The sequence below is a fragment of the Gluconobacter sp. Gdi genome, from assembly GCF_014132155.1.
In the GTDB taxonomy this organism is placed as follows: domain Bacteria; phylum Pseudomonadota; class Alphaproteobacteria; order Acetobacterales; family Acetobacteraceae; genus Gluconobacter.
Genome location: NZ_BLJQ01000001.1, coordinates 634,719 through 656,927, shown reverse-complemented (window position 1 = coordinate 656,927; position 22,209 = coordinate 634,719). Strand labels below are relative to the sequence as shown.

Below are 22,209 nucleotides of genomic sequence, written 5' to 3'. Positions count from 1 at the left end.
CTCAGGATTTTCTCCTGAGCACCTTTTTTATACCGAAAACAGATATGTCTCAGGGAACGCGATAAAACGGGTTGGGGAGAAGAAAGCCCTTCTCTGCATGTCCGTCCGCAAGATCAGAAGGCTGATCTCCCAGACTTGCAATGATCGTATACCCCTTGGCCTCGATGGCAGCGCGTGCTGGTGCCTTATAGTGCGCCGCATACCCATGAGATGTCATTGGGCGCAGATCCAGTCCGTCCCAATGCTTGATTCCAGCCAGATGAAGATTGCGTGCTGTCGCTTCGCGCTCATCTTCATGACGGCCCGTGATGAAGAACACAGCGACATGATTTCGCTCGGCTTCATCAATCAGAGCCAGCGTGGAAGCGAACGCCGGAGCACGGCCGCTCTTTTCCCAGGCAATCGCCCCGCAAGGACCTTTCGGCAGCGCATCACACGGACCATTGGCAATATAACCAAAGTTGTCCGCACGGATCTCGTCCCAATTGGAGAGTGTCGTCTCGTCAATATCGAGAACAATAGCCGGCTTGCGAACCTGAGGCGCCCGCTCGGATATCCAATGACGAGCCTGTGCGATCACCGTGTCGAAATCGTGCTGATAATCGCCGCTATCATGATACGCGCTGGCAGCCATGACAGCGTCACCAACGTTGGCAGGCTGCTCGGCGTACGCTGCAAATGGCGTGAGAGCCGCACTGAAGAAAAGCCCGGTGGCGAGCAGAAAGGAACGGGTCATGGCGGGGCCACCTTTCGCGAAAAGAGAACAAGACCGACCCCAACCAAGGCCAGAGCCGTTCCGATAACGGAAACACCGGGATAACCCAACCCCATGGACAAGGCGACCCCTCCTAAAGCGGCACCAAGCGCATTTCCAAGATTGAAGGCACCAATATTAACCGAGGAGGCCAGGGCGGGTGCATCGTGAGCCGCCTGCATGACGCGCATCTGAAGAGCAGGCATCAGAGCGAATGTCGCTGCGCCCCAGACAAGAGTTGCGATCAGCGCACCCGGCACGGTTTGAGCCGCCCAGGGGAAGAGCAGCATGACGGCCCCTAGAATGGGGAAAAACATGAGCAGACTGCCATCCAGAGAGCGGTCTGCGCTGCGACCACCAATCGCATTTCCGATTGAGAAGCCGACACCAGTCAGCATCAGGGCAACCGTAATGACCAGCGGGCTGGCATGCGTGATGTGCTGAAGAATAGGCGTGATGTACGTGTAGAGCACGAACATGGCCCCTGCCCCGATGGCCGTTGTGGTCAGGGCGAGGAGGACGTTCGCCCTCAGCAACGCCTTGAGTTCACTTGCAACGTCTGGAACAGGGCCTGCCTCTCGAGCGGGAAGAGCCAGTTGCACGGCAATCATGGTCAGAACGCCCAAAATAGCCGTCACACCAAAGGCCATGTGCCAGCCGAAATTCATACCAAGCCACGTTGCGGCAGGCACGCCAACGATATTGGCGACTGTTAAACCCATGAACATGGTCGCAACTGCACTCGCCCGGCGCTCTGGTGCAACAACGGCAGACGCTTCTACAGCGCCCAGCCCGAAGAATGCGCCATGTGCCAGGCTGGTCAGTACACGAGAAGCAAACAGAAGCTCGTAACTTCCTGCGACGGCAGACAGAAGATTACCCGCAACGTAAAGCCCCATCAGGAGTGTCAGGGCGAATTTCCGGCGAAGTCTTGCGAGAAGAAGAGTAATGAAAGGCGCGCCGACCATCACGCCCACAGCGTAAGCCGTTACAAGCCCGCCCGCTTTTGGGACGGTAACCTGAAGGCCCTGCGCAATGACAGGCAGAAGACCCATCGGAGTGAATTCGGTGGTTCCGATGGCGAACGCGCCCACGGCCAGCGCCAATAAAGGCCAGTTCACGGGCAATCTCCGGGATTAACAAGTGTTCGAGGATGATCGAACCATGCCAGTCCCGGAGGCAGAGAACAAGATGAAGGGTTACATCATCCCATTCATGTGCATACCCGGCTCCATGCCGTCCATATGCATGCTCTTGTGTTTCGGATCATCAATCTTGCACTTGTGATCCTGAACTTCCTCACCGGACGCACGGTCCAGAGCATGAGCGACATCGTCGAGAATGACGAAGCCGCCATGATGACCCGGCGTCACCACGATCGTATGGTCACCCATGTTGTCCGCACCGATCAGACGGAAAGGGGACGGATCAAGGGTCTGCACCAGCTTGGCCCGGTATGGATGACCGTAAAGGGAGACTGGGGTCCAGTCCTCACCAATCATGTTCTTGTCAATTTCCCCACGGACATAGGGCGTCAGACAGTCAATATGAATGTGAAGTTGATCCTGCGTCCGGCCATCACGGGAATTGATAGCCAGCGAAAGATGATCGTCTGAAACGGGAAAACCATATCCCTCAGACACCCGGTGACGTTCGGCCCAGGCTTCAGAGAAATAGTTTGGCGTGTCAGTCTGAAGCAACGAAGGATCTTCGATGCCAGGCACTTTCCGTGTCGGGATGAGCAGATACTGACCATGCCCGGCCAGATCTTTCAGAAGAGCATAACCGTCCTGCGGATCATACACTGCACACGGATGATGCTGGGCGTCCTTCGCGCAACGGCTTCCGACAAGCTCCCACAACTTGTTACGGTCATGCCCAGGAACCTTGCCACAACCGACAAGGCCGGCACCAATCGTGAGGGCCGCACACAGTCCCAATGCAGCCTTAGTCCCGATCTTCATTCTCAAACTCATTCTTCCCTTACCTGAGCCTCAAGCTGCATGGCTGCGGCCAATCGTTCAAAGCGTCGACGGACTGCACTTCCTGCTGCACGGACACTCCGTGCCCCAAGGATCAGCACAAGCTGAGGTTCTTCCACCAGCAGGCGGCATTCTTCCAGCAACACTTCCGTTCCCGCGCACAGCGTATAGGCCAGACGTAGTGCCAGACCCAGCTTCACAGCACGATCAATTTCAGAGCGGGACAGAAGGCGGCGCGAGGGCTCAATCAGTGGAGAGTCCATCGCCACTTCATAACGCACGGCCAGGGTCAGGCCGATAAATGCACGGGCCGTGTGTTCGAACCCCACGCCGTGACAATGCATCACACGCTGATAGGTCTGTTCAGCACGATATTCCGGATGATCGTATGATCCGATATCTGAGAGGGTACAGGTCAGTTGACGCAGACGCTTCTGAGACGGTGTCTCACCCCGGAAAATCGGTGTCGTCCAATCCACGAGCGCCTTTGAGAGCGTTACGCTTCGCGCCAAACGGTCCGCCATTTCCTCCGCCAGCGTCGTCATGGGGTCCTCCCCGGCGACAGAGGAGGCGACATGCCGCATGTACCAGCCTTCTCGCAGGCCATCCACGCTGAACACCACTTTGGACGGGCGAACACGTTCCATCAGGCACTTGAGAACGACCGCGGCAAAAGGCGCATCACCCAACCGCTTGCGTGGGGCATTCGGCAGTTTTTCAAGAGTACGTTTTGAGGCGCCGATGACCCAATCCGACATCTCGCGTGCTTCACCCTCGGAAAGCGTGAAGAGATGGACAAGATTCAGAGGATACTGCGTCCGTGCAATCTGAAGACGTGCTAGAGCCCGGAACGCTCCGCCGACCAGATACAATGGGCGGCCACTCATACCCGGAAGCCAATTGACCTCCTGAAGCATTTCAGAGGCAATCCGCTCAGCTTCCAGCAGAACGCCCTTTGCCCGATCCTGAAGACGAATGACGCCCAGCTTGGTTGTCAGGGCTTCGTAATACTGTCCGTCAGCAACATGGATGAGCTCCAGTGAGCCGCCGCCGATATCCGCGACCAGACCATTGGCTTCCGGCAGCCCGCAGAGAACACCACGGGCCGCATAATCTGCTTCCTCAGTGCCTTCGAGCACACGAATGGCTACACCCGGCATTCTTGCCCGGATGGCAGAAACGAAGTCAGGCCCGTTGGAGGCGTCACGCACAGCCGCGGTAGCCAGAACCTCGAAAGGTTCCGCTCCCATGGCCCGCGCGACGGTGTGGAACCGGCCCAAAACATCCATCGCCAGTGTAACGCCCTCGTCGTTCAGGCGACCCGTTGCATCCAGACCGCGCCCCAGCTTGAGTGTAACTTTCTCATTGAAGATGGGGAGCGGATTGCGCGCTACGCCTTCGAAGACCACCAGCCGAACGGAGTTGGACCCGAGATCGACGATGGCGGAGCGCTGTGCAGATGATGACATGAGGTTTCAGTCTTCCAGAATCCGGTCAGGCCGTTCGCGCGGGCGATGGGCCTCCGGAAGAGCTTTTTCCCGTGCGGCCGAACCACGGCCAGACAGGGAGGGATTGTTCATGAAGTACTCGTGTGCGGAGAACGGGTGTGCACCAGGAGACACCCGATGCCAACGCCCGTCCTTGGAAAGCGTCCAGCTCTGAAGGTTGTCCTTGATATTCATGGTCATGATCTGGCCGAGAATCTGCGCGTGGACGGTTGGGTTGGTGATAGGCACCATTGCTTCTACCCGCCAATCCATGTTTCGCACCATCCAGTCCGCGGAAGAAATGAAAACTTTTGCCTTATGCGACGGCATCCGATGACCATTTCCAAACGCAAAGACACGCGCATGCTCCAGAAAACGACCAACAATGGACTTGATGTCGATGTTGTCAGACAGCCCCGGCACACCCGGGCGAAGGCAACAGATTCCACGTATGATCCCGACGATCTTCACACCCGCCTGCGATGCTTCGTAGAGCAGGTCGATCAGTTCGGCATCGACCAGACTGTTCATTTTCAGCCAGATCCGGGCGGGACGGCCTGCCTTTGCATGAGCAATCTCGTCACGGATGAGCTGTTCAAGCGTGGAACGGATCGTCATGGGAGAGAAGGCTAACGCGTCCATTTTTTCCGGCGTGGCATAACCGGTCATGTAATTGAACAGCCGCGCAGAGTCTGACGCAAGTTTTGGATCGCAGGTGAAGAACGACAGATCCGTGTAAATCCGGGCGGTAATGGGATGATAGTTCCCGGTGCCGAAGTGGGCGTAAGACCGTAGTGTCCCGTTTTCACGACGCACCACAAGGCTCAGTTTCGCATGCGTTTTCAGATGCGCGAACCCGAAAACAACTTGTACGCCGGCCGCTTCCAGCGCACGCGAAAGACGAATATTGGCTTCCTCGTCGAACCGGGCACGCAGCTCCACCATGGCCGTGACGGATTTTCCAGCTTCCGCTGCCTCGATCAGAGCATGAACGATCGGACTATCGCGTGAGGTCCGATACAGCGTCTGCTTAATGGCCAGCACATTCGGATCACGCGCAGCCTGGCGCAGGAACTGCACAACCACATCGAAGCTCTCGAACGGGTGGTGGACGACAATGTCCTTTGCCCGGATTGCTGCGAAGCAGTCTCCATCATAATCCAGAATGCGTTCCGGGAAGCGTGGGCTGTACGGTGGGAAAACCAGATCCGGGCGGTCATCCACAATCAACTGCTTCAGATCTACAACGCCCACGAAATTGGGCATGACCACGACATCTTCGTCACCAACACCCAGCTCTTCACCCATTTCGCGCCCGAGCGTTTCAGGGAGCTTGTGATCAAGAGCCAGATGAATACCGACGCCACGACGGCGCTGCTTGAGAGCCGTTTCATAAGAACGAACGAGATCTTCCGCCTCGTCCTCAAACTCAACGTCCGTATCACGGATAATCCGCAGGACACCAGCCGCACCAATCATGAGACCGGGGAACAGGCGATCTGCAAACAGGCTGATCAGGTCTTCAAGCAGGATGAAGCGGATTTCACCCGTAGCATCCTTGCCTTCACCAACCCGGGACGGAAGGCGCAGGAAACGCGGCACCTGTGCGGGAAGCAGGATCAACCCGTCCATGACGTGCTTGCCCGACGCAGGGTCCTTGAGACGCATAACCAGCGCCAATCCCATGTTCGGAATAAACGGCAACGGGTGTGAGGGATCGACTGCGAGTGGGGTCAGAACCGGAAAGACGCGCTCATCAAACAGGTCTGAGAGCTGCGCAAGATCAGTCCCATCCAAACCTTCTGTGGATAGGATGGAAATCCCGGCATATTTCAACTCGTCTTGAAGCTGATGCCAGACCCGCTGCTGCTCTGCGAGCAGAAACCGGGCTTTCTGACGGACGGCCGAAAGCTGCTGAACAGGTGTTGCTCCATCCGGGCTCCGAACGACCAGCCCTTCCCGAACCTGCCCCACCAGACCCGCAACACGTACTGAATAGAATTCGTCCAGATTACTGGCGCTGATGGACAGAAAACGGACACGCTCCAGAAGCGGATTGCGCGAACTTTCGGCTTCTTCGATGACGCGTTGATTAAAGTCGAGCCAGGAAAGCTCCCGGTTGATGAACCGCGCTGGGGATGTTGGCATGTCAGCATAGTCTTCAGCTGTCGGAACAACCATTCTGCGCCGCCGGGCCCGGGTTGCGGCTGGCGTCAGATTCCCTTCGCGCGGCTGGTTACGCGAACGTCGACGGGGAGTTGGCTTATTATTTTCAGTCGTCACGATGGTCTCTTCCGGGAAGCTCGAACCAAAACCCGTTTAAGATCAAGGCTTGGGAGAAGTGTGTCAAACGTAGGTTTTATGTCATTCCTCTGACATATCAGGCATCAGAAGATCGGGAAGCATTTCTCGCGCCAGCGCCCGTGTAATTGCGGTTCCACGGGCAAGAGCCGCATCATCCAGCCGCTCAACCGCCGAAACCAGAGCATTTCCCGTGCGCGGCAGATGACGCCAAAGCCATTCCGTAACGGACTGCGAAACAACGAGCTGACGATCCGCCAGAAGAGAAAGCAGCAACGTTGCCCGCAGATCATCTTCCGGCTCTCCCGTGGCCGTCGTTGCGGTCGCACGGAGCCGGCTTCCCAGATCTGGCAGGGAGACATGGCTGCGTGACGGTGGAAGGCGCCCGACCATCAACACCCGGTCCCCCTGCGTCAGCGCGTCATTCAACAGGTGGAGCATGGTCGCCTCATCCCCCGGCGAATCGGCATTATCAATCGCAAGATTTCCCCTTACGCGAATACGCCCTCCCGAAGAGGCGTGAGAAAACAGGCGCGCATCCAAAATGGTCGCATCGTGCTCCTGCGCCCAGACAGACAACAGATGGGTTTTTCCCGTGCCCGCTGGCCCCCAGAGCCACAATCGGCCATCAGGCCACACTTTGCGTGAAAGCCACGCGCGCGCAGGCGCATTTGAAGGGCTCGTGATGAAGCGTTCAGCTGTCATCGCGGTCGGACGACGCAGAGGAAAGGCCATCTGAGGTCCGGCATCGCTTATGGCGTGCCCTTCCTGTCCGTCCTGTTTTGTCATCCCTCATCCCTTTTCATGCCGTTACGCCTTCAATTCAAGCGTTCCGCCCGCGTGCAGGATGCTCTAGAACGGCGTCACGTCAACCAGCGGGAAGCTTCATCATGACCGATCAGCCCGACACCTCACAGGGCGCCAGCTATGCACAGGCTGGTGTAGACATTGCAGCAGGCGATGCCCTGGTCGATGCCATCAAGCCCGCAGCCAAAGCCACGAACCGTCCTGGCACAATGGGCGGACTGGGCGGCTTCGGTGCCCTGTTTGATCTGAAGGCTGCCGGTTTCACCGATCCGGTCCTTGTCAGTTGCACAGACGGCGTGGGCACGAAACTCATGGTCGCGATTGAAGCCGGCAAGCATGATGAGGTCGGAATTGATCTCGTGGCCATGTGCGTGAACGATCTGGTCGTTCAAGGCGCAACCCCGCTGTTCTTCCTAGACTATCTGGCAACCGGCAAACTCTCCATCGAAGATGCCTCAACGGTCGTGAAGGGCATCGCCCATGCCTGCACAGAGTCCGGCTGTGCGTTGGTCGGTGGCGAAACTGCAGAAATGCCGGGCATGTATGCACCGGGACATTATGATCTCGCCGGCTTCAGTGTCGGCGCGGCAGAACGCGGCGCCCTCCTCCCCGCGGGCATCCGCGAAGGCGACGCACTGATCGGGATGCCTTCCTCAGGCGTTCACTCGAATGGCTTTTCTCTGGTTCGTGAAGTTGTCCGCCGTTCAGGCCTCGGCTGGAACGATCCGGCTCCCTTCTCTGAAGGGCACACACTCGCCGAAGCCCTGCTGACACCAACGAAGCTCTATGTTCGCAGCGTGCTGGATCTGCACGCCAAGGGCCTGCTCCATGGCTGCGCGCACATTACCGGTGGCGGCCTGCCAGGTAATCTGCCGCGCGTCCTTCCGGAAGGTCTGGGTGTTCGCATTGACGGTTCGTCGTGGGTCGTCCCTTCCGTATTCCGTTGGATGGCAGAAACCGGAAATGTTTCAGCTGATGAAATGCTCCGTGTCTTTAACTGTGGCATTGGAATGGTTCTCGTCACTCCTGAGCCAGAGCGCGTTCTGGCTGAACTGGAAGCCCGCGGGGAAAGCGCTTTCCAGATCGGTGAAGTTGTCCGCTCCGACGAGGCTTATGCCCTGACCGCACCGGTCTCCTTCGCATGATGCAGAAGACGCCCATCGCTGTGCTTATCAGCGGGCGTGGCAGCAACATGCGTGCACTGATCGAGGCCTGTGAAAGGCCGGATTTTCCGGCTCGGATCGTACTCGTGCTCAGCAACAAGCCGGATGCGGCTGGTCTGGAGGTCGCCCGCGCGGCCGGTCTTCAGACGGCGGCCATTGACCACAAGGCATTCGGGAAAGACCGCGAAGCTCATGAACGCAAGGTGGACGCCGCCATCCGCGCTTCCGGAGCTCAGCTCGTCTGCCTTGCCGGATATATGCGTGTCCTGACGCCTTATCTCGTCAACGCCTGGGATGGCCGGATGCTCAACATCCACCCGAGCCTCTTGCCCGCATTTCCGGGCCTGCACACACATGAGGCTGCCATTGCTGCCGGCGCAACCGAGCACGGTTGTACTGTCCACCTTGTGACTGCGGGCGTGGATGAAGGGCCTATTCTTGGGCAAGCGCGTGTGCCGGTTCTGGAGAGTGACACACCCGACGCACTTGCTGCACGCGTACTGGAACAGGAACATGCCCTGTATCCTTCGGCTCTTCAGAACTACATCAACAGACAGTAATCTGGCGGCGGGATGAACAGAAATTTCTTCTTTCATCCCGCTCCTCATTTTATCTGAGCACTGTGTACTAAAGACACCTCTCAGTTAATGCCCTGCCGATAATGACCGTAAAAACGCTCAGCACTTTTGAAACTCAGTTTTATAATTTGCGGATTGCCTTACTCTGAGTGGGTGCATATGAGCCCAGATGACAGTCGGTCATGTGCCCCAACAAGGAAATAAGCACTGATATGAAGTCCGTTTCGTCATTTTTTGCGTTCTGCAAAACAAACCTGCGGCTTCTTGAACTCGCTTATCTTCTCGCAATTGCTGTTATCGGCGTTTTTCTTGTGTACCGCGTCACGCCTGTTAGCGGCGTAGATGAAGAATTCCATTTTTACCGCGCGCAACAGATCGCTCAGGGAAATCTTCTGGCACAGCGTTATTCGGGGCATATGTTCGGGGGTGGACTCGACACCAGTATGCTGACCTGGGTGCGCTATTTCAATGCAAACCGGGACCAGCATAAGCCTTCTGACAGCAATGTCGCTGCGCAGATCGCAAAGGATCTGGAGAACGCCAAAAGAGACCGGGAAGTCGTTCATTTCCCCTCGACCGCTTCATATTCCCCACTGATGTATATTCCCTCAGCCACCGCCATGATAATCGCCAATGCCGGACATGGCGGCGTGGATACAAGATATTACGCTGGTCGTTTAGGGAACCTGCTTGGATACATCGGGATGCTCGCACTCGTCCTTGCGGTGCTGCCCGTAGGACGACTGGCCGTCCTTGCCCTGATGACCACGCCAACAAGCCTCCATCTGGCGACAACATATAGCGCCGATCCTGTCACCAATCTGGGATCAATGCTGTTCCTTGCCTGCTGCCTACGGGCCCGGATGGCCCCTCCCGAAGACCGGAAAATCTGGATCCGGCTGATTATCGCTTTGGCCGCTCCGCTGGGGCTTTTCAAATTAACCTGCAGCTTTCTGAGTCTCGGCTGCTTTCTTGTGCCGATGAATTCTTTCCCGACCCAGAGAAAATATGTCCAGTTCTGTATGACGGTTGTCGGACTGAGCCTTGTCTCCGCCATTGTCTGGAACGGAATTTACCCATTCACGCCTGCGCATTACTGGAATACGGGAGGAGATCCTAAAGTCCAGATCCTGACCATGCTGGAGCACCCATGGTCTTTTGTTCGGGAAATCGCTGAAACTTACCGTGTTGGCTCGCACTGGTGGTGGGAGGACGCATGGGGACGTTTTGGCGGCGGCCCAGTGCCGCTTTTTTTCAAGATTGGCGAAGGCACTGGGTATCTAGCTATAGCTCTGATTGTTCTGCTGGCTCTCGCTGACAAACGGCCCATTGCTAGTCCACGGTCCGGAGCAATCCTGATTGCGCTTGGTGCGCTTTATTCGCTCTTAACCCTTCTGGCATTCTACGTTGGCTTCTCTCACCTTGGAGAGGACACTGTCAGCGGCCTTCAGGGACGTTATTTTTATATAAGCTGCGCTGCTATTCTAAGTGGCGTTCTGTTGTTCCTGCCGCGCCAGAACAAGACGTATCAAACGGTCTGTACGGGCCTGTTAGGCGCCTATTTCGTTTGCGTTGCGCATGTCTGCATTGAAGCTACCGGTATTTACGCGCGTCTTTGGAACTAAAACAGAGACACCTAAGGGCATGTTACCTTCTTCGCAGGAGTAGCATGCCCACTGCAAACGTAACGTCCCTATTAAAGAATAAACACGGCTACCAGTAGCGCGCTAGTATGGTCTGCATAACAGCGCCAAATCCTACCCAGAGCCCAACAGCAAGAAGCGCAACTTCGATGGCTTTTGCTTTAGCAACGGACAGAAAATGGGGGCTGGATGCAAAAGGAAAGATCAGCACGGAAAATATTGCTGGAGGGATATAATATCTCCCCTGAAGCCCGCCAATATAACTGTCACCAACGGGGGTCCAGATAAGATAGAGAGAAAGGCTGACAGCGCTGACTGTCCCAATAGACACGCAAAGTATGAGTACCTTTCTCAGTAGCTCTTCCCTTCCAATTTTTCTCGTCAGGTAAAGGCAAGAGAAAATACCTATGAGCATAAAGAACATAACTTCGAACTGGTAAAACCAGTCTGGAAGTCGTGCATCAAGCCATCCCAGAACACCGACAAACTGGCCCATCAAGGAATAAGCAGAAACCCTGAATGTGTGCAGAAGCACTGCGATTGTTTTGAACGGGTGAGAAAGAACGAAATGTAGCTGGCGCGCAGCATCAACCCCATCTGCTGAACGAAAAGGGATCTTCGTTGAGTGAACACCCATAACCGACCATGCCAGAGCAGCAATTACGGCAAACACGCATGCACCCACAGCCGAACGCCAGGCCGCCCAAGGAGCAATAATCAGCGGCAGAAACGCGATAAGAATATAAGGCGGCTTGGATGCAATAATGCATCCCATTAAAAGCGCGAGTGTCGGCCAGAACCATCTATTTTTGCAGAAATCATCATTTAATCGCGTCATAAGAGCCGTACAGACTGCACAGGCTGCGATCAACGGCCCATCCTGAGAGCAGGACGCGAACAACGACAGCGACATCGGCATTGAGAGAAATGCTGCAATGATCAGCCGTCCCTGACGGGTAATCGCAAGGGCGAACATTCCGGCAAGTACGCAAAAGACGGCGTTGGACATGCGCGCCAGATAAAAAGACTTTAGAATATCTTCATGAAGTCTTTTGCCGACTTCAATCCCCACCACTGATGGAAAATAAAAGATCGGAGAATAGATCACCGTGTTTGGAAAGCCTGCGTCCCGCTTCGGACTTTTCCAGCTTAACGGTGCGCTGCCGAAGATACGGTTCCAGTCTACTTTCCGTTCATATCGACCTTTGAGATCATCATATCTGTAGGCGAATACAACGCTGTCTTCAGGAATGACACCTCCGCTATCAGAGGCACTAAAGCGATGACCGATCAACTGTCCCTGAGAGATCTGTATGGCTCTCTGAAAATGATTTGGCTCATCTGCGACCTGTAATGGCGGGGTCGCGATCACCAGAAACATCAGGCAGGCAGAGACCAGAAGTCCCCAGACGATAGCCAGCGGATATTTGAAAAGGAAAGAAGTTGTAGCGTCGTTGCCCACAGATCGAACCATGCCTCTCTTCCGTCATCATGCCGCAGAGTGGGCCTGGATGACAGCGGAACCGGGAACGTGTGAAGGCTGACCAGTCGGGGCGTTCAGATACCGTCCCAAATCATTGGAAATGGAGAGCCACAGAACCTGCGGCTCTCCATTGGCAGAACCCAGACCTTACGGCAGGATTTCTGTCTCAGCGAAGAAGAAAGCGATCTCGTTCTTCGCGTTCTCAAGGCTGTCAGAACCGTGCACGGAGTTTGCTTCAATGCTTTCAGCATAAAGCTTACGCACGGTGCCCTCAGCTGCATCAGCCGGGTTCGTTGCGCCCATGACTTCACGGTGCTTTGCAACAGCGTTCTCAGCCTGCAGAACCTGCACGACAACCGGCTCAGCGAGCATGGAGGACACGAGGCTGCCGTAGAACGGACGCTCCTTGTGAACTGCGTAGAAAGCGCCAGCCTGCTTCTCGGTCAGCTGGATGCGCTTCTGAGCAACGATGCGCAGACCGGCTTCCTCGAACACGGCATTGATCTTGCCGGTCAGGTTACGCTTCGTGGCGTCGGGCTTGATGATTGAAAGCGTGCGCTCGAGAGCCATCTTTCTTCTCCTGTTGGACAAAGGGGTAAATCCCGCCGTTCCACTAGAGCAAATTCGTAGTTCCTGATAGGTCTGTCGCGGTTTTTTCACTCTTCCCGACTGATCGAGGCGCCCGTGAGCCTGCTCACCATCACTGACCTGACTCTCCGCATCGCCGGCCGTACCCTGCTGGATGGCGCATCGCTGACAGTCGACCCCGGTCGGAAAATTGGCCTCATCGGAAAAAATGGGGCTGGAAAATCAACACTTCTTGGCGCGATTGCAGGGGATATTGCCCCGGATGGGGGCACCATCACGCTTGCAAATCGGGCCACAATGGGCCGCGTGAAGCAGGAAACACCATCTGGTGACACCTCGCTGATCGACACGGTGCTGGAAGGCGATATCGAGCGCGCGGCTCTCCTTGCCGAAGCCGAGACTGCCACGGACCCTGCCCGTATCGCAGATGTGCATGAGCGCCTGATTGCCATTGACGCCTACACGGCCCCCGCCCGTGCCGGCGCCATCCTGTCAGGGTTGGGCTTCGATCAAGACGCGCAGCTTCGTTCGGTCTCGGACTTCTCAGGCGGCTGGAGAATGCGTGTCTCGCTGGCGACGGCCCTCTTCCTCAGCCCCGATCTCCTTCTGCTGGATGAGCCCACCAACCATCTTGATATTGAAGCCACCCTCTGGCTCGAATCCTGGCTCGCAAAATTCCCTGGTGCAGCTCTGATCGTCAGCCATGACCGCTCACTTCTCGACAATACAGTCGATGCCATTGCTCATCTGGATCATCAGAAACTCAGCCTGACGCCCGGTGGCTACGACAACTTCGTGCGCATCCGGACAGAACAGGCCCTTCAGCAAAATCGTATGGCTGAGCGCGTTGCAACACAGCGTGCGCATATGCAGTCCTTCGTCGATCGCTTTCGCGCGAAGGCTACGAAAGCCAAGCAGGCTCAGGCCCGCCTGAAAGCGCTTGAGCGCCTTCCGCAGATTGACAGCGTGGTGGAAGACACCCCGACGCGCTTTTCATTCCCGGAACCGCAGCCCCTGCCCCCACCGATGATCACCCTCGACAATGTCAGTCTAGGGTATGACGGACGGGTGGTTCTCAAAGGGCTGAACCAGCGGCTCGATATGGAAGACCGAATCGCGCTTCTGGGCCAGAACGGGCGCGGCAAGTCCACATTTGCCAAGCTACTGGCCGGACGTCTTGATCCCATGGCAGGAACTTACAATCACTCGCCAAAGCTCAAGATCGGCTATTTCGCGCAGCATCAGGCTGATGAGCTGGTCCTGTCTGAAACACCGATCGACCACATGGCCCGCGCCATGCCTGACGCGACGCCGGTTGCCGTACGCTCACAGCTCGCGCGCTTCGGACTGGATGTTAATCGCGCTGAAACCCGTGTTTCAGAATTGTCCGGCGGGGAAAAAGCGCGCCTTCTTCTCGCGCTCTCCACGCGTGACGCCCCGCATCTTCTCATCCTCGATGAGCCAACCAACCATCTTGATCTTGACGCGCGCGATGCTCTGATCCGGGCTCTTTCCGAATTTGAGGGCGCGGTAATCCTCATCAGCCATGACAGCCATCTGGTGGAATCCGTAGCGGATCGGTTCTGGCTGGTTGAAGACGGAACCATTGCGCCGTTTGACGGCGACATGGCGGAATACAAGGCATGGCTGGTCGAACGCGCTCGCAAGGCCAGAGCGGAAAATACGGAGCGGAACAGAAACGCCAATCGCCCGGCCTTTCAGGAAACGTCTCAGGCGACAACTCCCCAGAAGAAAATTGACCGCAAGGAGCTCACACGAGCGCTGGCCCCGCTCCGCCGGAAAATTCGTGATGCTGAAGCGAAGCTGGCTCAGATCAATCGGGAAAAAGAGAAAATTGAGACCAAGCTTGCCGATCCGGAGCTCTATCAGTCAGGGAATCCCGGCGAAATCGCGTCTCTGAACGCGCATCTCTCGGCTTTGAACACGACGCAGGAGCAAACGGAGGAGCTTTGGCTCGAAGCGCAGGCAGAACTGGAAGAGGCTTCGGCCTGACAGGGCTGCGGATCGATCTGCACCGTCAGGTAGCCTGCTGAAGCTTGCTTTCACCGCCATCAGCACTCCGGGAGAGTATCGTTAGACGACATCAGCCGATTGACCCGCCTTCCCGAAGTCCATAAGCCAACACCGGCTTACAGATTCAGGATGGACCGGCTGATGCCCATTTCGTTTTCCGACCCGAAGGACCGAGACGAGAAGGAACCGCGCGCGCGCGAACTTTCCAAGATTGCCAGCCTTCTACGGATCGCCCTGACTGTGACACTGATCCTGTTGGCCGTCTGGCTGATGAAGGATGTGCTGGCAGTCGTCTTTGCATCCGCGCTGATGGCCGTCGTCCTGCACGGCCTCGCCCGGATCGTGCGGCGTCATGTCTCGTTCATTCCTTATCAGGGCGCAGTTGCTCTTGTCACAGTGGTGATTCTGCTTGCACTGGCAGGCCTTGTCTGGAGCAGCGGCCCGGCGATTGGGGACCAGTTCATTCGCCTCAAACAGGCACTTGTCCAGCAGTCCGGCGATCTGAAATCGCATCTTTCAGGCTCCACTCTGGGCCAACTCGTTCTGGATCACCTACCAACGGCCGTAGGCGGAAACGATGCAACGTCTGGCAGCCTTGGGTCACTAGGCTCGGGTCTCGCAGGATCCGTGACCGGCATTCTCAGCAGTGCCTTTGGTGTATTGGGTACACTGGCTGTCATTCTGATTGCCGGCCTGTACTTTGCCCTGTCGCCTGCAATTTACATTGACGGCTTCCTGCGCCTCGTTCCTTCCCAACACCGTGCATCGGCGCGTGAACTGCTCATGGCCGCTGGAACTACGCTCTGGGCATGGACAGCCGGTCAGGCACTCGACATGCTTGTCGTAGGCATTCTCTCCGGCATTGGCCTGTCATTAATTGGCGTTCCTCTCGCGCTGGCGCTGGGTGTCGTTGCCGGCATCTGCAACTTCATTCCCTATATCGGTGCCATTCTGGGTGCTGTTCCGGCCGTGCTGCTAGGTCTCTCCATGGGGAGCCAGGAAGCCCTGTTCGTGGCGATCCTTTACAGCGTCATCCAGTTCTTCGAAGGCAACGTCCTCGCACCGCTTATCCAGCGCCGCGCGGTCCATATGCCACCTGCCGTTGCTATTCTGTCCCAGACGGTTTTCAGCACCATTCTTGGCATTCCGGGCCTGATCCTGGCGTCCCCAATCACGGCAGCCCTGCTGGCTATGGGAGACAAGGCAACTGCCCCTCTCGATGACGAAGAGCAGACCCGTCGCGACGTCGGCGAGATTTCCGAAGACGAAGCGCGGAAAGACTGAATATTTCGCTTGCTCCTGACGTAACGTCATCATTGCAGATGATGCGTCAGGAGGAAGATCAATGACTGCAAAGACCCTGACCATTGGCGAACTTGCCAAAGCCAGCGCAACAACACCCCGGACACTTCGACATTTCGAAGCTTTGGGACTCATCAAGCCAGGCCGGGCTGAAAATGGCAGACGCGTTTACACGCTCCAGGCAATCAGCACGCTGGCACGCATTTTTCTTTTAAAGCGGATGGGATTCAGTCTCGCTGAGATCCGCTCCCTGGAACTGAAGCCGGCATCCCCAAAAGATATCATAGAGACCCAACTTTCCCTGCTCTCAGCACGTAAGACAGTATTAGAAAGAACAATTTCCCAACTCCGCACCACCCATCATCTAATCTCTGACCAACTCTCTGGTTCGGAGAGCCAGATTTACGATGGCCCGATGGATCTGGTGGCGTTTTGCCTTCTGCTGCGAGAAGGAGAAGCCATTCTAGAACGGGAAAACATTCAGCCCGTTTTTGAAAAATACTTTACTGCCGAAGAACAGATGGCATGGCAGACGCAGATGGATCGTCACTTCCCAACTGGAGACAGAACATCCTATCAGGTTCTCTGGGAACGACTTATCGTGCGCTGTGAAGATGCTCTTGCCCGCTCGGTCGCTCCATCTGCCCCAGAGGCGCAAAGGCTCGCAAAGGAATGGCTGGAACTTCAGAAGCCTTTGCAAGATGCCGTGGGCCCGGAACTCTGGCGCAAGACGGGTACAATGTACGAAGACATGCAGGACTGGCAGACACCTGAACGACAGGCGCCCTTCAGTCCTGAAGTATTCAGCTTTATCCGTGAGGCTGCAACTCTGCTGGCTGGAGCGCCGTGAGAGACGCGTCTTCAAAGGCGTTCATGCGGTAGGGGCCATCGTCCTCAAGCTGCACGCCGACGATGTCCGCTTGATGCTTATGCTTCCAGATGGAAATGATGACCGGATGATTGTCTGCGTTATTCATGCGCAGAATAACTTCCCCCTTCGAAGGCGGACGTTCCCCACTGGGGCCCCAGGCCGTCGTGTGCGACTGAAGCCACAGGTTGATGTCCTGCACTTCAGCAGCACTCAGATCCCGGCTGACAGGTGCAATAATCTTGCCTTCCGTCACAGGGGGAAACTTCCAGGCGTGGATCAGCGGCCAGGCAACGAACCAGACAATACCAACAGGAATAAAAACCAGTGCACAAAAAGCCAGCAGCAGCTTCTGTTCGCGCCTCATAATGTGTCTCCTGCCCAGCTTTTCAGGGCTTCCGTAATACGACTCACTTCTTCATCCGTCAGCTCTGGCTGGATGGGCAGCGCCAAAATGCGCGCTCCCAGACCTTCTGAGACTGGAAGAGCAGCTCCGTCATGATGCTCGCTGTAAGCCGGCTGATGGTGAAGCGGTTTCGGGTAATAGACTGCCGTCGAGACACCTGCGGCTTTCAGGTGCGCCTGAAGAGAATCTCGTTTCGCCGCATCCGGTAGCAACACGCTGTAGATCGCCCAGGCACTTTTGCTGTCAGACACCCGCACAGGTGCTTGAATACCTTGCGGCATGGCGCTGTCATAAGCGCAGGCAATGGCTTCGCGCTTGGTCAGCTCATCTTCAAAAGCATCCAGTTTCGCCAGAAGAACAGCCGCCTGAATCGTGTCCAGTCGACCGTTGATGCCAATGCGCTCCACTTCGTAGCGCGTCTTGCCCTCACCATGCGTTCGCAGGGAACGATAGAGGGTGGCAAGGTCCTCATCATCCGTCAGAATAGCGCCGCCGTCTCCGTAGCCGCCGAGAGGCTTGGACGGGAAAAATGATAGCGTTGTAGCACGCGCCTCGTGCCCCAGACGGCGCCCGTGATAAGACGCCCCGAAAGACTGCGCGCAGTCCGCAATGAGCGTCAGACCTTCCTGAGCAGAAAAAATTTTCAGTTCATCCCACGGCGCAGGCTGACCGAAAAGATCCACCCCGATCAGAGCTCGCGGTTCCAGTTCCCCAGCATTCCGCACAGCGGCCAGCCGCTCCGCGAGAGACGTCAGACTGATCTGGAACGTATCTGGTTCCACATCAACGAAAACGGGTGTTGCGCCCAAAAGGAGGACAACTTCAGCCGTCGCCGTATAGGTGAAGGCTGGCAGAAAGACCGCATCGCCCGGTCCGATCTCTTCTGCCATCAAAACCATCAGAAGTGCATCGGTGCCCGAAGAGACGCCAACAGCATATTTCGCGCCCCCGAACTCGGCCAGCCGCTGCTCAAGTTCCTCGACCTCGGGGCCCATGACAAAGCGACAATGCTCAAACACTGCGTCAACACGGCTCTTGATCGCGTCTTTCAGACGAGCCTGCTGTTTGGGCAGATCCAGGAAGGCTATCGGGGTAATCATGCAGTGACCTCCGCATCAGGCTGTGAAAGCGCGACCGCAGACGGCGCCTTTCCATCCCGGTTATGGTTGAATTCCGGCACTAACCGGTGAAATATTTCCATGACAGCTGAAAGATCTTCGCGGTGGCACGCCGCTTCCAGCGCATTCATGGCATCAGTCGCGATATTGAAATCCACTGTCCGGGGAGACGCCATTCTCAGACCTGGCGCATCTGTCGGCACTGGGGCTTCCCGGCCATGAAACAGCTCTTCAAAAAGCTTCTCGCCAGGGCGCAGGCCCGTAATCTGGATTTCCACGTCTGTTTCCGGTTTGAGGCCAGCCAGACGGATCATCTGACAGGCAAGATCCATGATCCTGACCGGATCGCCCATATCCAGAACGAAAATGCCGCCCTGCCGGAGACGCTGATCCGTTGTATCTTCCCCGCAAGCAGCTTGAGTGCCACGGACGGCAGCCTGAAGCACCAGCCCCACCGCTTCAGGGATCGTCATGAAGTAACGGGTCATGTCCGGGTGGGTTACGGTCAGCGGGCCGCCATGTTCAAGCTGGCGGCGAAACAGGGGGACGACAGACCCTGTAGACCCCAGGACATTCCCAAAACGCACGGTCACACACCGCAAACCGCCTTTACCAGCACGCGCACGCATATCGAGCGCCTGTCCATAGACCTCAGCGCAGCGTTTGCTTGCCCCCATGAGGCTGGAGGGGTTAACGGCCTTGTCCGTCGAAATCATCACCATCGCCTGCGCACCTGAACGCTCGGCCTCGTCCAGAACAATGCGGGTGCCCACGACGTTGGTCAGAACACCCTCGATCGGATTTGATTCCACGATCGGTACATGCTTGAGCGCGGCGGCATGGAAAATAAGTGCTGGACGGTATTCCATGAAAATTTCGGAGATCCTGCCGCGATCACGCACATCAGCAATAATCTGATGCCGCTGAACCGCAGGATATCGCTCTGAAAGATCCAGATTGATCTGCCACAGCGCATACTCACTGTTCTCAATCAGAAGAATGGCAGCAGGCCTGAACGAAGCAATCTGTCGCGCCAGTTCAGATCCAATGCTGCCGCCAGCCCCCGTTACAGCGATGACCTGACCGGCGATCAGGCGGCTCATCCCTTCGCTATTCAACGCTACCGGAGGTCTGTTCAACAGATCTTCAATGGCGACGGGACGAAGCTCAACACTGTCTGCAGGCTTCAGATCAGTCAGAGAGGGCGTTCTCTGAACATCAACACCATACTCACGCGCCACTTCGAGGATACGGGACAACGGAGCGCCCCGCAGTTCGGACGTGGTGATAACCAACGTATCCGGCAGGCGCCCCGAGGCTGACATCTGCTTCAGAATTTCAGGCGTTTCATCAATCGTTCCAAGAATGGGACAACTGTGAATGCGTCGCCCTGCCTGCTGCGTCCCCCCTGTTAGAAGCCCGACAACGCGACGCCCCGCCTGATGATCCCGCTCCATTGCGCGAATGAAAAGATCCGCTTCGTGATCAGCACCGAGTAACAGCACGCGCTCACGCTCAGCGACCATAAGGCGACGACGCGCTGTCAGCCGCCAGAACATACGCAGAGCGCCCAGGCATGTCAGGAGAACCAGCGCATGGATGACCGGAAAGGTCGTACTTGGAAGTGGATAGCCAGCCAAATGTAGCAAGGCTGAAAATAGTGTCGCACTGACAACGGAAGCGCAGGCAATGTTGAAAAGATCAGAAAGACCAGAAAACCGCCAGTATTGCTGTGCCATACGAAAAGGCAGCCCACTGACCAGAAGCGTAATCCCCCCCCCTGCTACAAACCAGAGCGGATGAAGCAGTCCTCCATGAGGGTCAGCCAGCCAACGTGCCACAGGGGCTGCCGCTGCGGACACGACTCCATCCAGAAGAACATTGAGAGCGATGCGTCTCGCCTGTGCGGTCGTGCGACCTGTACGGCTGATAGCGCTAGACGGGGCCGGAAACTGAGGGCCAGAAGATGGTGTGACTTTCACGTCTCCCTTATAACGCCAAAACCACTGTTCCCATAAAGTCCGTCCATGCCCTTTTCTTTGTCGTCCTTTCTCTCCGGTCTTACCCTGCTGGACTTGTGTGCCGCAGTCCTGTGCACGGTCCTGGTCGTCCTAATGATTCAGGCCGGAATTATGGACACTCCGGTGCACCGCAGCTCCCATACGCGGCCAACACCCAAAGGCGGAGGCATCGGCATTATCGGAGCTTTTCTGCTCTGCGCGTTACCAAGCCTGTTTCTCAAAGGGCAGCCCATCCTAAATCCGTCCGTCATCGGGATGCTGGCCGGCGTTATTCTACTCGCTGCCGTTTCCTGGCTGGACGATCTGTATTCTTTCAGGGCGCGTTACAAGCTTGGTGCACAGTTCATAGCCGCCTTTTTGGCCGCGGCTGGAACAGGCGCATCTCTGCCAATGATGGGGATTTTCATCCTGGGGGCCGTGTTTATCACCAATGCCCTCAACTTTATCGACGGGATTAACGGGTTAGCCTCAGGCACGATGATGATTGCCGCGGCCCTTCTGGCGTCAGCAGGGATACAGCCAGTTATTTTCGTGCTGTTCGCGGTGTGCCTTGCAGCATTTCTGCCATGGAATTTTCCCAAAGCCCGCATTTTTATGGGAGATGTTGGCAGTCAGGCAGGAGCGCTTGTCATCGCCTGGGGGGCCATGCAGCCTCTTCATACTTCGGCGCTCATCGTACTCGCAGTGCTTTCAGGCGTGCTGTGGGATGTCCTCTTTACGCTGGCTCGCCGCGCCCGCGCAGGCGATCGACTGGCCGAGGCCCACCGTGGGCATCTTTATCAGCTCGCAATCCGCTCAGGACTGCCAATGCCGCTTGTAACGACTGTCTATTGGGGATTTGCACTGTGGGGTGCAGCGGCCTGTCTGGCCAATGAGTGGCTTGTAATTGCCCTGCTCATTCTTCTGCCTCAGCTTTGCTGGACAGGATATATCTGCACGCGAGCCAGAGCCCGCGTGCAGGATCGTTGGTAATCAGCCAGCGCGACGTGTGCTGATACGCTCGACAGAAGCAGCTGCGCGCTCTGCACGAACCGGACGGGTACCAGAAGCTTCAGCCATGACAGCGCGCATCTCACGCAGGAAGGAAGAACCCTTCAGCGTGCGCTGCACGAGTACGGAACGACGATCCAGCGGATCAACCTTACGACGTGCCAGATCCAGCTCACCCAGACGGTCCAGAGCGCGTGTAATGGCAGGCTTGGACACCTTGAGCTCCGAAGCCAGACCACGAACGGTGTGTGCACCGTCACGCAGGTAGCAGGTCAGGAACACAGCGAGCTGGCGGGCAGACAGATCAGGACCATCACGGCGCACCATGGAGACGATGGTGTCGCACAGAAGGTGAAGCATCTGGTCGTTGTTAGCCTGAGGCATTTCTCTCTCCTTAACGGTCTGCCCTCCCTGTTGCCCGATTGGGCAACAGGAAAAAGAACAATCGAGCCTTGCCGGCCCGAGGGGTTACATCTGTGGCTCACCCCATCATGGGATTGAGCATTGGTCTTCTACATCTGGTGTTTTGAAACGCATCCGCAAGTATGCGGGTTTCAAAACGATTTATGCTGCGGCTAGCAGCTTTCGAACATGGAAGGCCGTATGCCCTATCAGAAGCAGATTTACACCCCATAGTTTTAAGACAATCATATTACGGTTCGTTAAGGATCACCTTCCCGTCAG

At 56.5% G+C, this 22,209-nt stretch carries 19 protein-coding genes; 7 read left to right on the top strand and 12 right to left on the bottom strand.

Going from position 1 to position 22,209, the window contains the following annotated elements; translation table 11 throughout:
• Window positions 1-49: 49 nt before the first annotated feature.
• The 6 genes from JN414_RS02950 to JN414_RS02925 all read right to left on the bottom strand — a co-directional run bounded on the left by JN414_RS02950 (window position 50) and on the right by JN414_RS02925 (window position 7,313).
• A complete protein-coding gene (locus tag JN414_RS02950) occupies window positions 50-736 on the bottom strand; it encodes an HAD family acid phosphatase (RefSeq protein WP_202206614.1) in 687 nt (228 codons plus the stop codon).
• A complete protein-coding gene (locus tag JN414_RS02945; protein ID WP_202206613.1) occupies window positions 733-1,875 on the bottom strand; it encodes an MFS transporter in 1,143 nt (380 codons plus the stop codon). The genes JN414_RS02950 and JN414_RS02945 overlap by 4 nt, the downstream gene beginning before the upstream one ends.
• A gap of 78 nt (window positions 1,876-1,953) precedes the next feature.
• Complete coding sequence (locus tag JN414_RS02940) at window positions 1,954-2,718, bottom strand: CDP-diacylglycerol diphosphatase (protein WP_202206612.1); 765 nt, start codon at window positions 2,716-2,718, stop codon at window positions 1,954-1,956.
• 8 nt (window positions 2,719-2,726) lie between these two features.
• Window positions 2,727-4,205 carry a Ppx/GppA family phosphatase gene (locus tag JN414_RS02935; protein ID WP_046899624.1) on the bottom strand — a complete coding sequence of 493 codons (1,479 nt, stop codon included), beginning with the start codon at window positions 4,203-4,205 and terminating at the stop codon, window positions 2,727-2,729.
• 6 nt (window positions 4,206-4,211) lie between these two features.
• A complete protein-coding gene (locus tag JN414_RS02930; protein ID WP_202206794.1) occupies window positions 4,212-6,404 on the bottom strand; it encodes an RNA degradosome polyphosphate kinase in 2,193 nt (730 codons plus the stop codon).
• 183 nt (window positions 6,405-6,587) lie between these two features.
• The gene (locus JN414_RS02925) at window positions 6,588-7,313 is read right to left on the bottom strand and encodes an HdaA/DnaA family protein (RefSeq protein WP_052750013.1); all 726 of its coding nucleotides are present in this window, start codon (window positions 7,311-7,313) and stop codon (window positions 6,588-6,590) included.
• Window positions 7,314-7,414: 101 nt separating this feature from the next.
• On the opposite strand from JN414_RS02925, the gene purM reads away from it, so the two are divergent.
• From purM to JN414_RS02910, 3 genes are all read left to right on the top strand, one after another.
• Window positions 7,415-8,476, top strand: coding sequence for a phosphoribosylformylglycinamidine cyclo-ligase (purM, locus tag JN414_RS02920; protein ID WP_202206611.1), 1,062 nt, complete (start codon window positions 7,415-7,417; stop codon window positions 8,474-8,476).
• Window positions 8,473-9,054 carry a phosphoribosylglycinamide formyltransferase gene (purN, locus tag JN414_RS02915; RefSeq protein WP_202206610.1) on the top strand — a complete coding sequence of 194 codons (582 nt, stop codon included), beginning with the start codon at window positions 8,473-8,475 and terminating at the stop codon, window positions 9,052-9,054. Before purM ends, purN begins: the two co-directional genes overlap by 4 nt.
• 230 nt (window positions 9,055-9,284) lie before the next feature.
• A complete protein-coding gene (locus JN414_RS02910; RefSeq protein WP_202206609.1) occupies window positions 9,285-10,697 on the top strand; it encodes a DUF2142 domain-containing protein in 1,413 nt (470 codons plus the stop codon).
• An 88-nt stretch (window positions 10,698-10,785) separates the two neighbouring features.
• Here JN414_RS02910 and JN414_RS02905 read toward each other — a convergent pair whose 3' ends face one another.
• Both JN414_RS02905 and ndk read right to left on the bottom strand, forming a co-directional pair.
• A complete protein-coding gene (locus JN414_RS02905; protein WP_202206608.1) occupies window positions 10,786-12,189 on the bottom strand; it encodes a DUF2142 domain-containing protein in 1,404 nt (467 codons plus the stop codon).
• A gap of 156 nt (window positions 12,190-12,345) precedes the next feature.
• Window positions 12,346-12,768, bottom strand: a complete 423-nt coding sequence (gene ndk, locus JN414_RS02900) for a nucleoside-diphosphate kinase (RefSeq protein ID WP_046899630.1) — start codon at window positions 12,766-12,768, stop codon at window positions 12,346-12,348.
• Window positions 12,769-12,882: 114 nt separating this feature from the next.
• On the opposite strand from ndk, the gene JN414_RS02895 reads away from it, so the two are divergent.
• From JN414_RS02895 to JN414_RS02885, 3 genes are all read left to right on the top strand, one after another.
• A complete protein-coding gene (locus tag JN414_RS02895) occupies window positions 12,883-14,799 on the top strand; it encodes an ABC-F family ATP-binding cassette domain-containing protein (RefSeq protein WP_202206607.1) in 1,917 nt (638 codons plus the stop codon).
• A 162-nt stretch (window positions 14,800-14,961) separates the two neighbouring features.
• Window positions 14,962-16,104, top strand: coding sequence for an AI-2E family transporter (locus JN414_RS02890; RefSeq protein ID WP_202206606.1), 1,143 nt, complete (start codon window positions 14,962-14,964; stop codon window positions 16,102-16,104).
• A 61-nt stretch (window positions 16,105-16,165) separates the two neighbouring features.
• On the top strand, window positions 16,166-16,972 hold the full coding sequence (locus JN414_RS02885) for a MerR family transcriptional regulator (protein ID WP_202206605.1): 807 nt from the start codon (window positions 16,166-16,168) through the stop codon (window positions 16,970-16,972).
• Here JN414_RS02885 and JN414_RS02880 read toward each other — a convergent pair.
• From JN414_RS02880 to JN414_RS02870, 3 genes are read right to left on the bottom strand one after another with little or no spacing between them, the layout of a single operon-like run.
• Window positions 16,932-17,357 carry a hypothetical protein gene (locus JN414_RS02880; protein ID WP_202206604.1) on the bottom strand — a complete coding sequence of 142 codons (426 nt, stop codon included), beginning with the start codon at window positions 17,355-17,357 and terminating at the stop codon, window positions 16,932-16,934. The genes JN414_RS02885 and JN414_RS02880 overlap by 41 nt on opposite strands.
• Window positions 17,354-18,496, bottom strand: a complete 1,143-nt coding sequence (locus JN414_RS02875; RefSeq protein ID WP_202206603.1) for a DegT/DnrJ/EryC1/StrS aminotransferase family protein — start codon at window positions 18,494-18,496, stop codon at window positions 17,354-17,356. The genes JN414_RS02880 and JN414_RS02875 overlap by 4 nt, the downstream gene beginning before the upstream one ends.
• Window positions 18,493-20,445, bottom strand: a complete 1,953-nt coding sequence (locus tag JN414_RS02870; RefSeq protein WP_237389861.1) for a nucleoside-diphosphate sugar epimerase/dehydratase — start codon at window positions 20,443-20,445, stop codon at window positions 18,493-18,495. The genes JN414_RS02875 and JN414_RS02870 overlap by 4 nt, the downstream gene beginning before the upstream one ends.
• Before the next feature lie 213 nt (window positions 20,446-20,658).
• Here JN414_RS02870 and JN414_RS02865 point away from each other — a divergent pair, with 213 nt between their 5' ends.
• Window positions 20,659-21,507: a UDP-phosphate alpha N-acetylglucosaminyltransferase gene (locus JN414_RS02865; protein ID WP_237389841.1), complete on the top strand. Its 849-nt coding sequence runs from the start codon at window positions 20,659-20,661 to the stop codon at window positions 21,505-21,507.
• On the opposite strand, the gene JN414_RS02860 is transcribed toward JN414_RS02865, so the two are convergent.
• A complete protein-coding gene (locus tag JN414_RS02860) occupies window positions 21,508-21,909 on the bottom strand; it encodes a MarR family transcriptional regulator (protein ID WP_202206600.1) in 402 nt (133 codons plus the stop codon). It lies immediately after the preceding gene.
• Window positions 21,910-22,209 lie beyond the last annotated feature (300 nt).

Bases quoted from the DNA above. Each gene is read 5' to 3' on its own strand.
- JN414_RS02950 (WP_202206614.1), bottom strand. From the start codon at position 736: ATGACCCGTTCCTTTCTGCTCGCCACCGGGCTTTTCTTCAGTGCGGCT.
- JN414_RS02940 (WP_202206612.1), bottom strand. From the start codon at position 2,718: ATGAAGATCGGGACTAAGGCTGCATTGGGACTGTGTGCGGCCCTCACG.
- JN414_RS02935 (WP_046899624.1), bottom strand. From the start codon at position 4,205: ATGTCATCATCTGCACAGCGCTCCGCCATCGTCGATCTCGGGTCCAAC.
- JN414_RS02930 (WP_202206794.1), bottom strand. From the start codon at position 6,404: ATGGTTGTTCCGACAGCTGAAGACTATGCTGACATGCCAACATCCCCA.
- JN414_RS02925 (WP_052750013.1), bottom strand. From the start codon at position 7,313: ATGACAAAACAGGACGGACAGGAAGGGCACGCCATAAGCGATGCCGGA.
- purM (WP_202206611.1), top strand. From the start codon at position 7,415: ATGACCGATCAGCCCGACACCTCACAGGGCGCCAGCTATGCACAGGCT.
- purN (WP_202206610.1), top strand. From the start codon at position 8,473: ATGATGCAGAAGACGCCCATCGCTGTGCTTATCAGCGGGCGTGGCAGC.
- JN414_RS02910 (WP_202206609.1), top strand. From the start codon at position 9,285: ATGAAGTCCGTTTCGTCATTTTTTGCGTTCTGCAAAACAAACCTGCGG.
- JN414_RS02905 (WP_202206608.1), bottom strand. From the start codon at position 12,189: ATGGTTCGATCTGTGGGCAACGACGCTACAACTTCTTTCCTTTTCAAA.
- ndk (WP_046899630.1), bottom strand. From the start codon at position 12,768: ATGGCTCTCGAGCGCACGCTTTCAATCATCAAGCCCGACGCCACGAAG.
- JN414_RS02890 (WP_202206606.1), top strand. From the start codon at position 14,962: ATGCCCATTTCGTTTTCCGACCCGAAGGACCGAGACGAGAAGGAACCG.
- JN414_RS02885 (WP_202206605.1), top strand. From the start codon at position 16,166: ATGACTGCAAAGACCCTGACCATTGGCGAACTTGCCAAAGCCAGCGCA.
- JN414_RS02880 (WP_202206604.1), bottom strand. From the start codon at position 17,357: ATGAGGCGCGAACAGAAGCTGCTGCTGGCTTTTTGTGCACTGGTTTTT.
- JN414_RS02875 (WP_202206603.1), bottom strand. From the start codon at position 18,496: ATGATTACCCCGATAGCCTTCCTGGATCTGCCCAAACAGCAGGCTCGT.
- JN414_RS02860 (WP_202206600.1), bottom strand. From the start codon at position 21,909: ATGCCTCAGGCTAACAACGACCAGATGCTTCACCTTCTGTGCGACACC.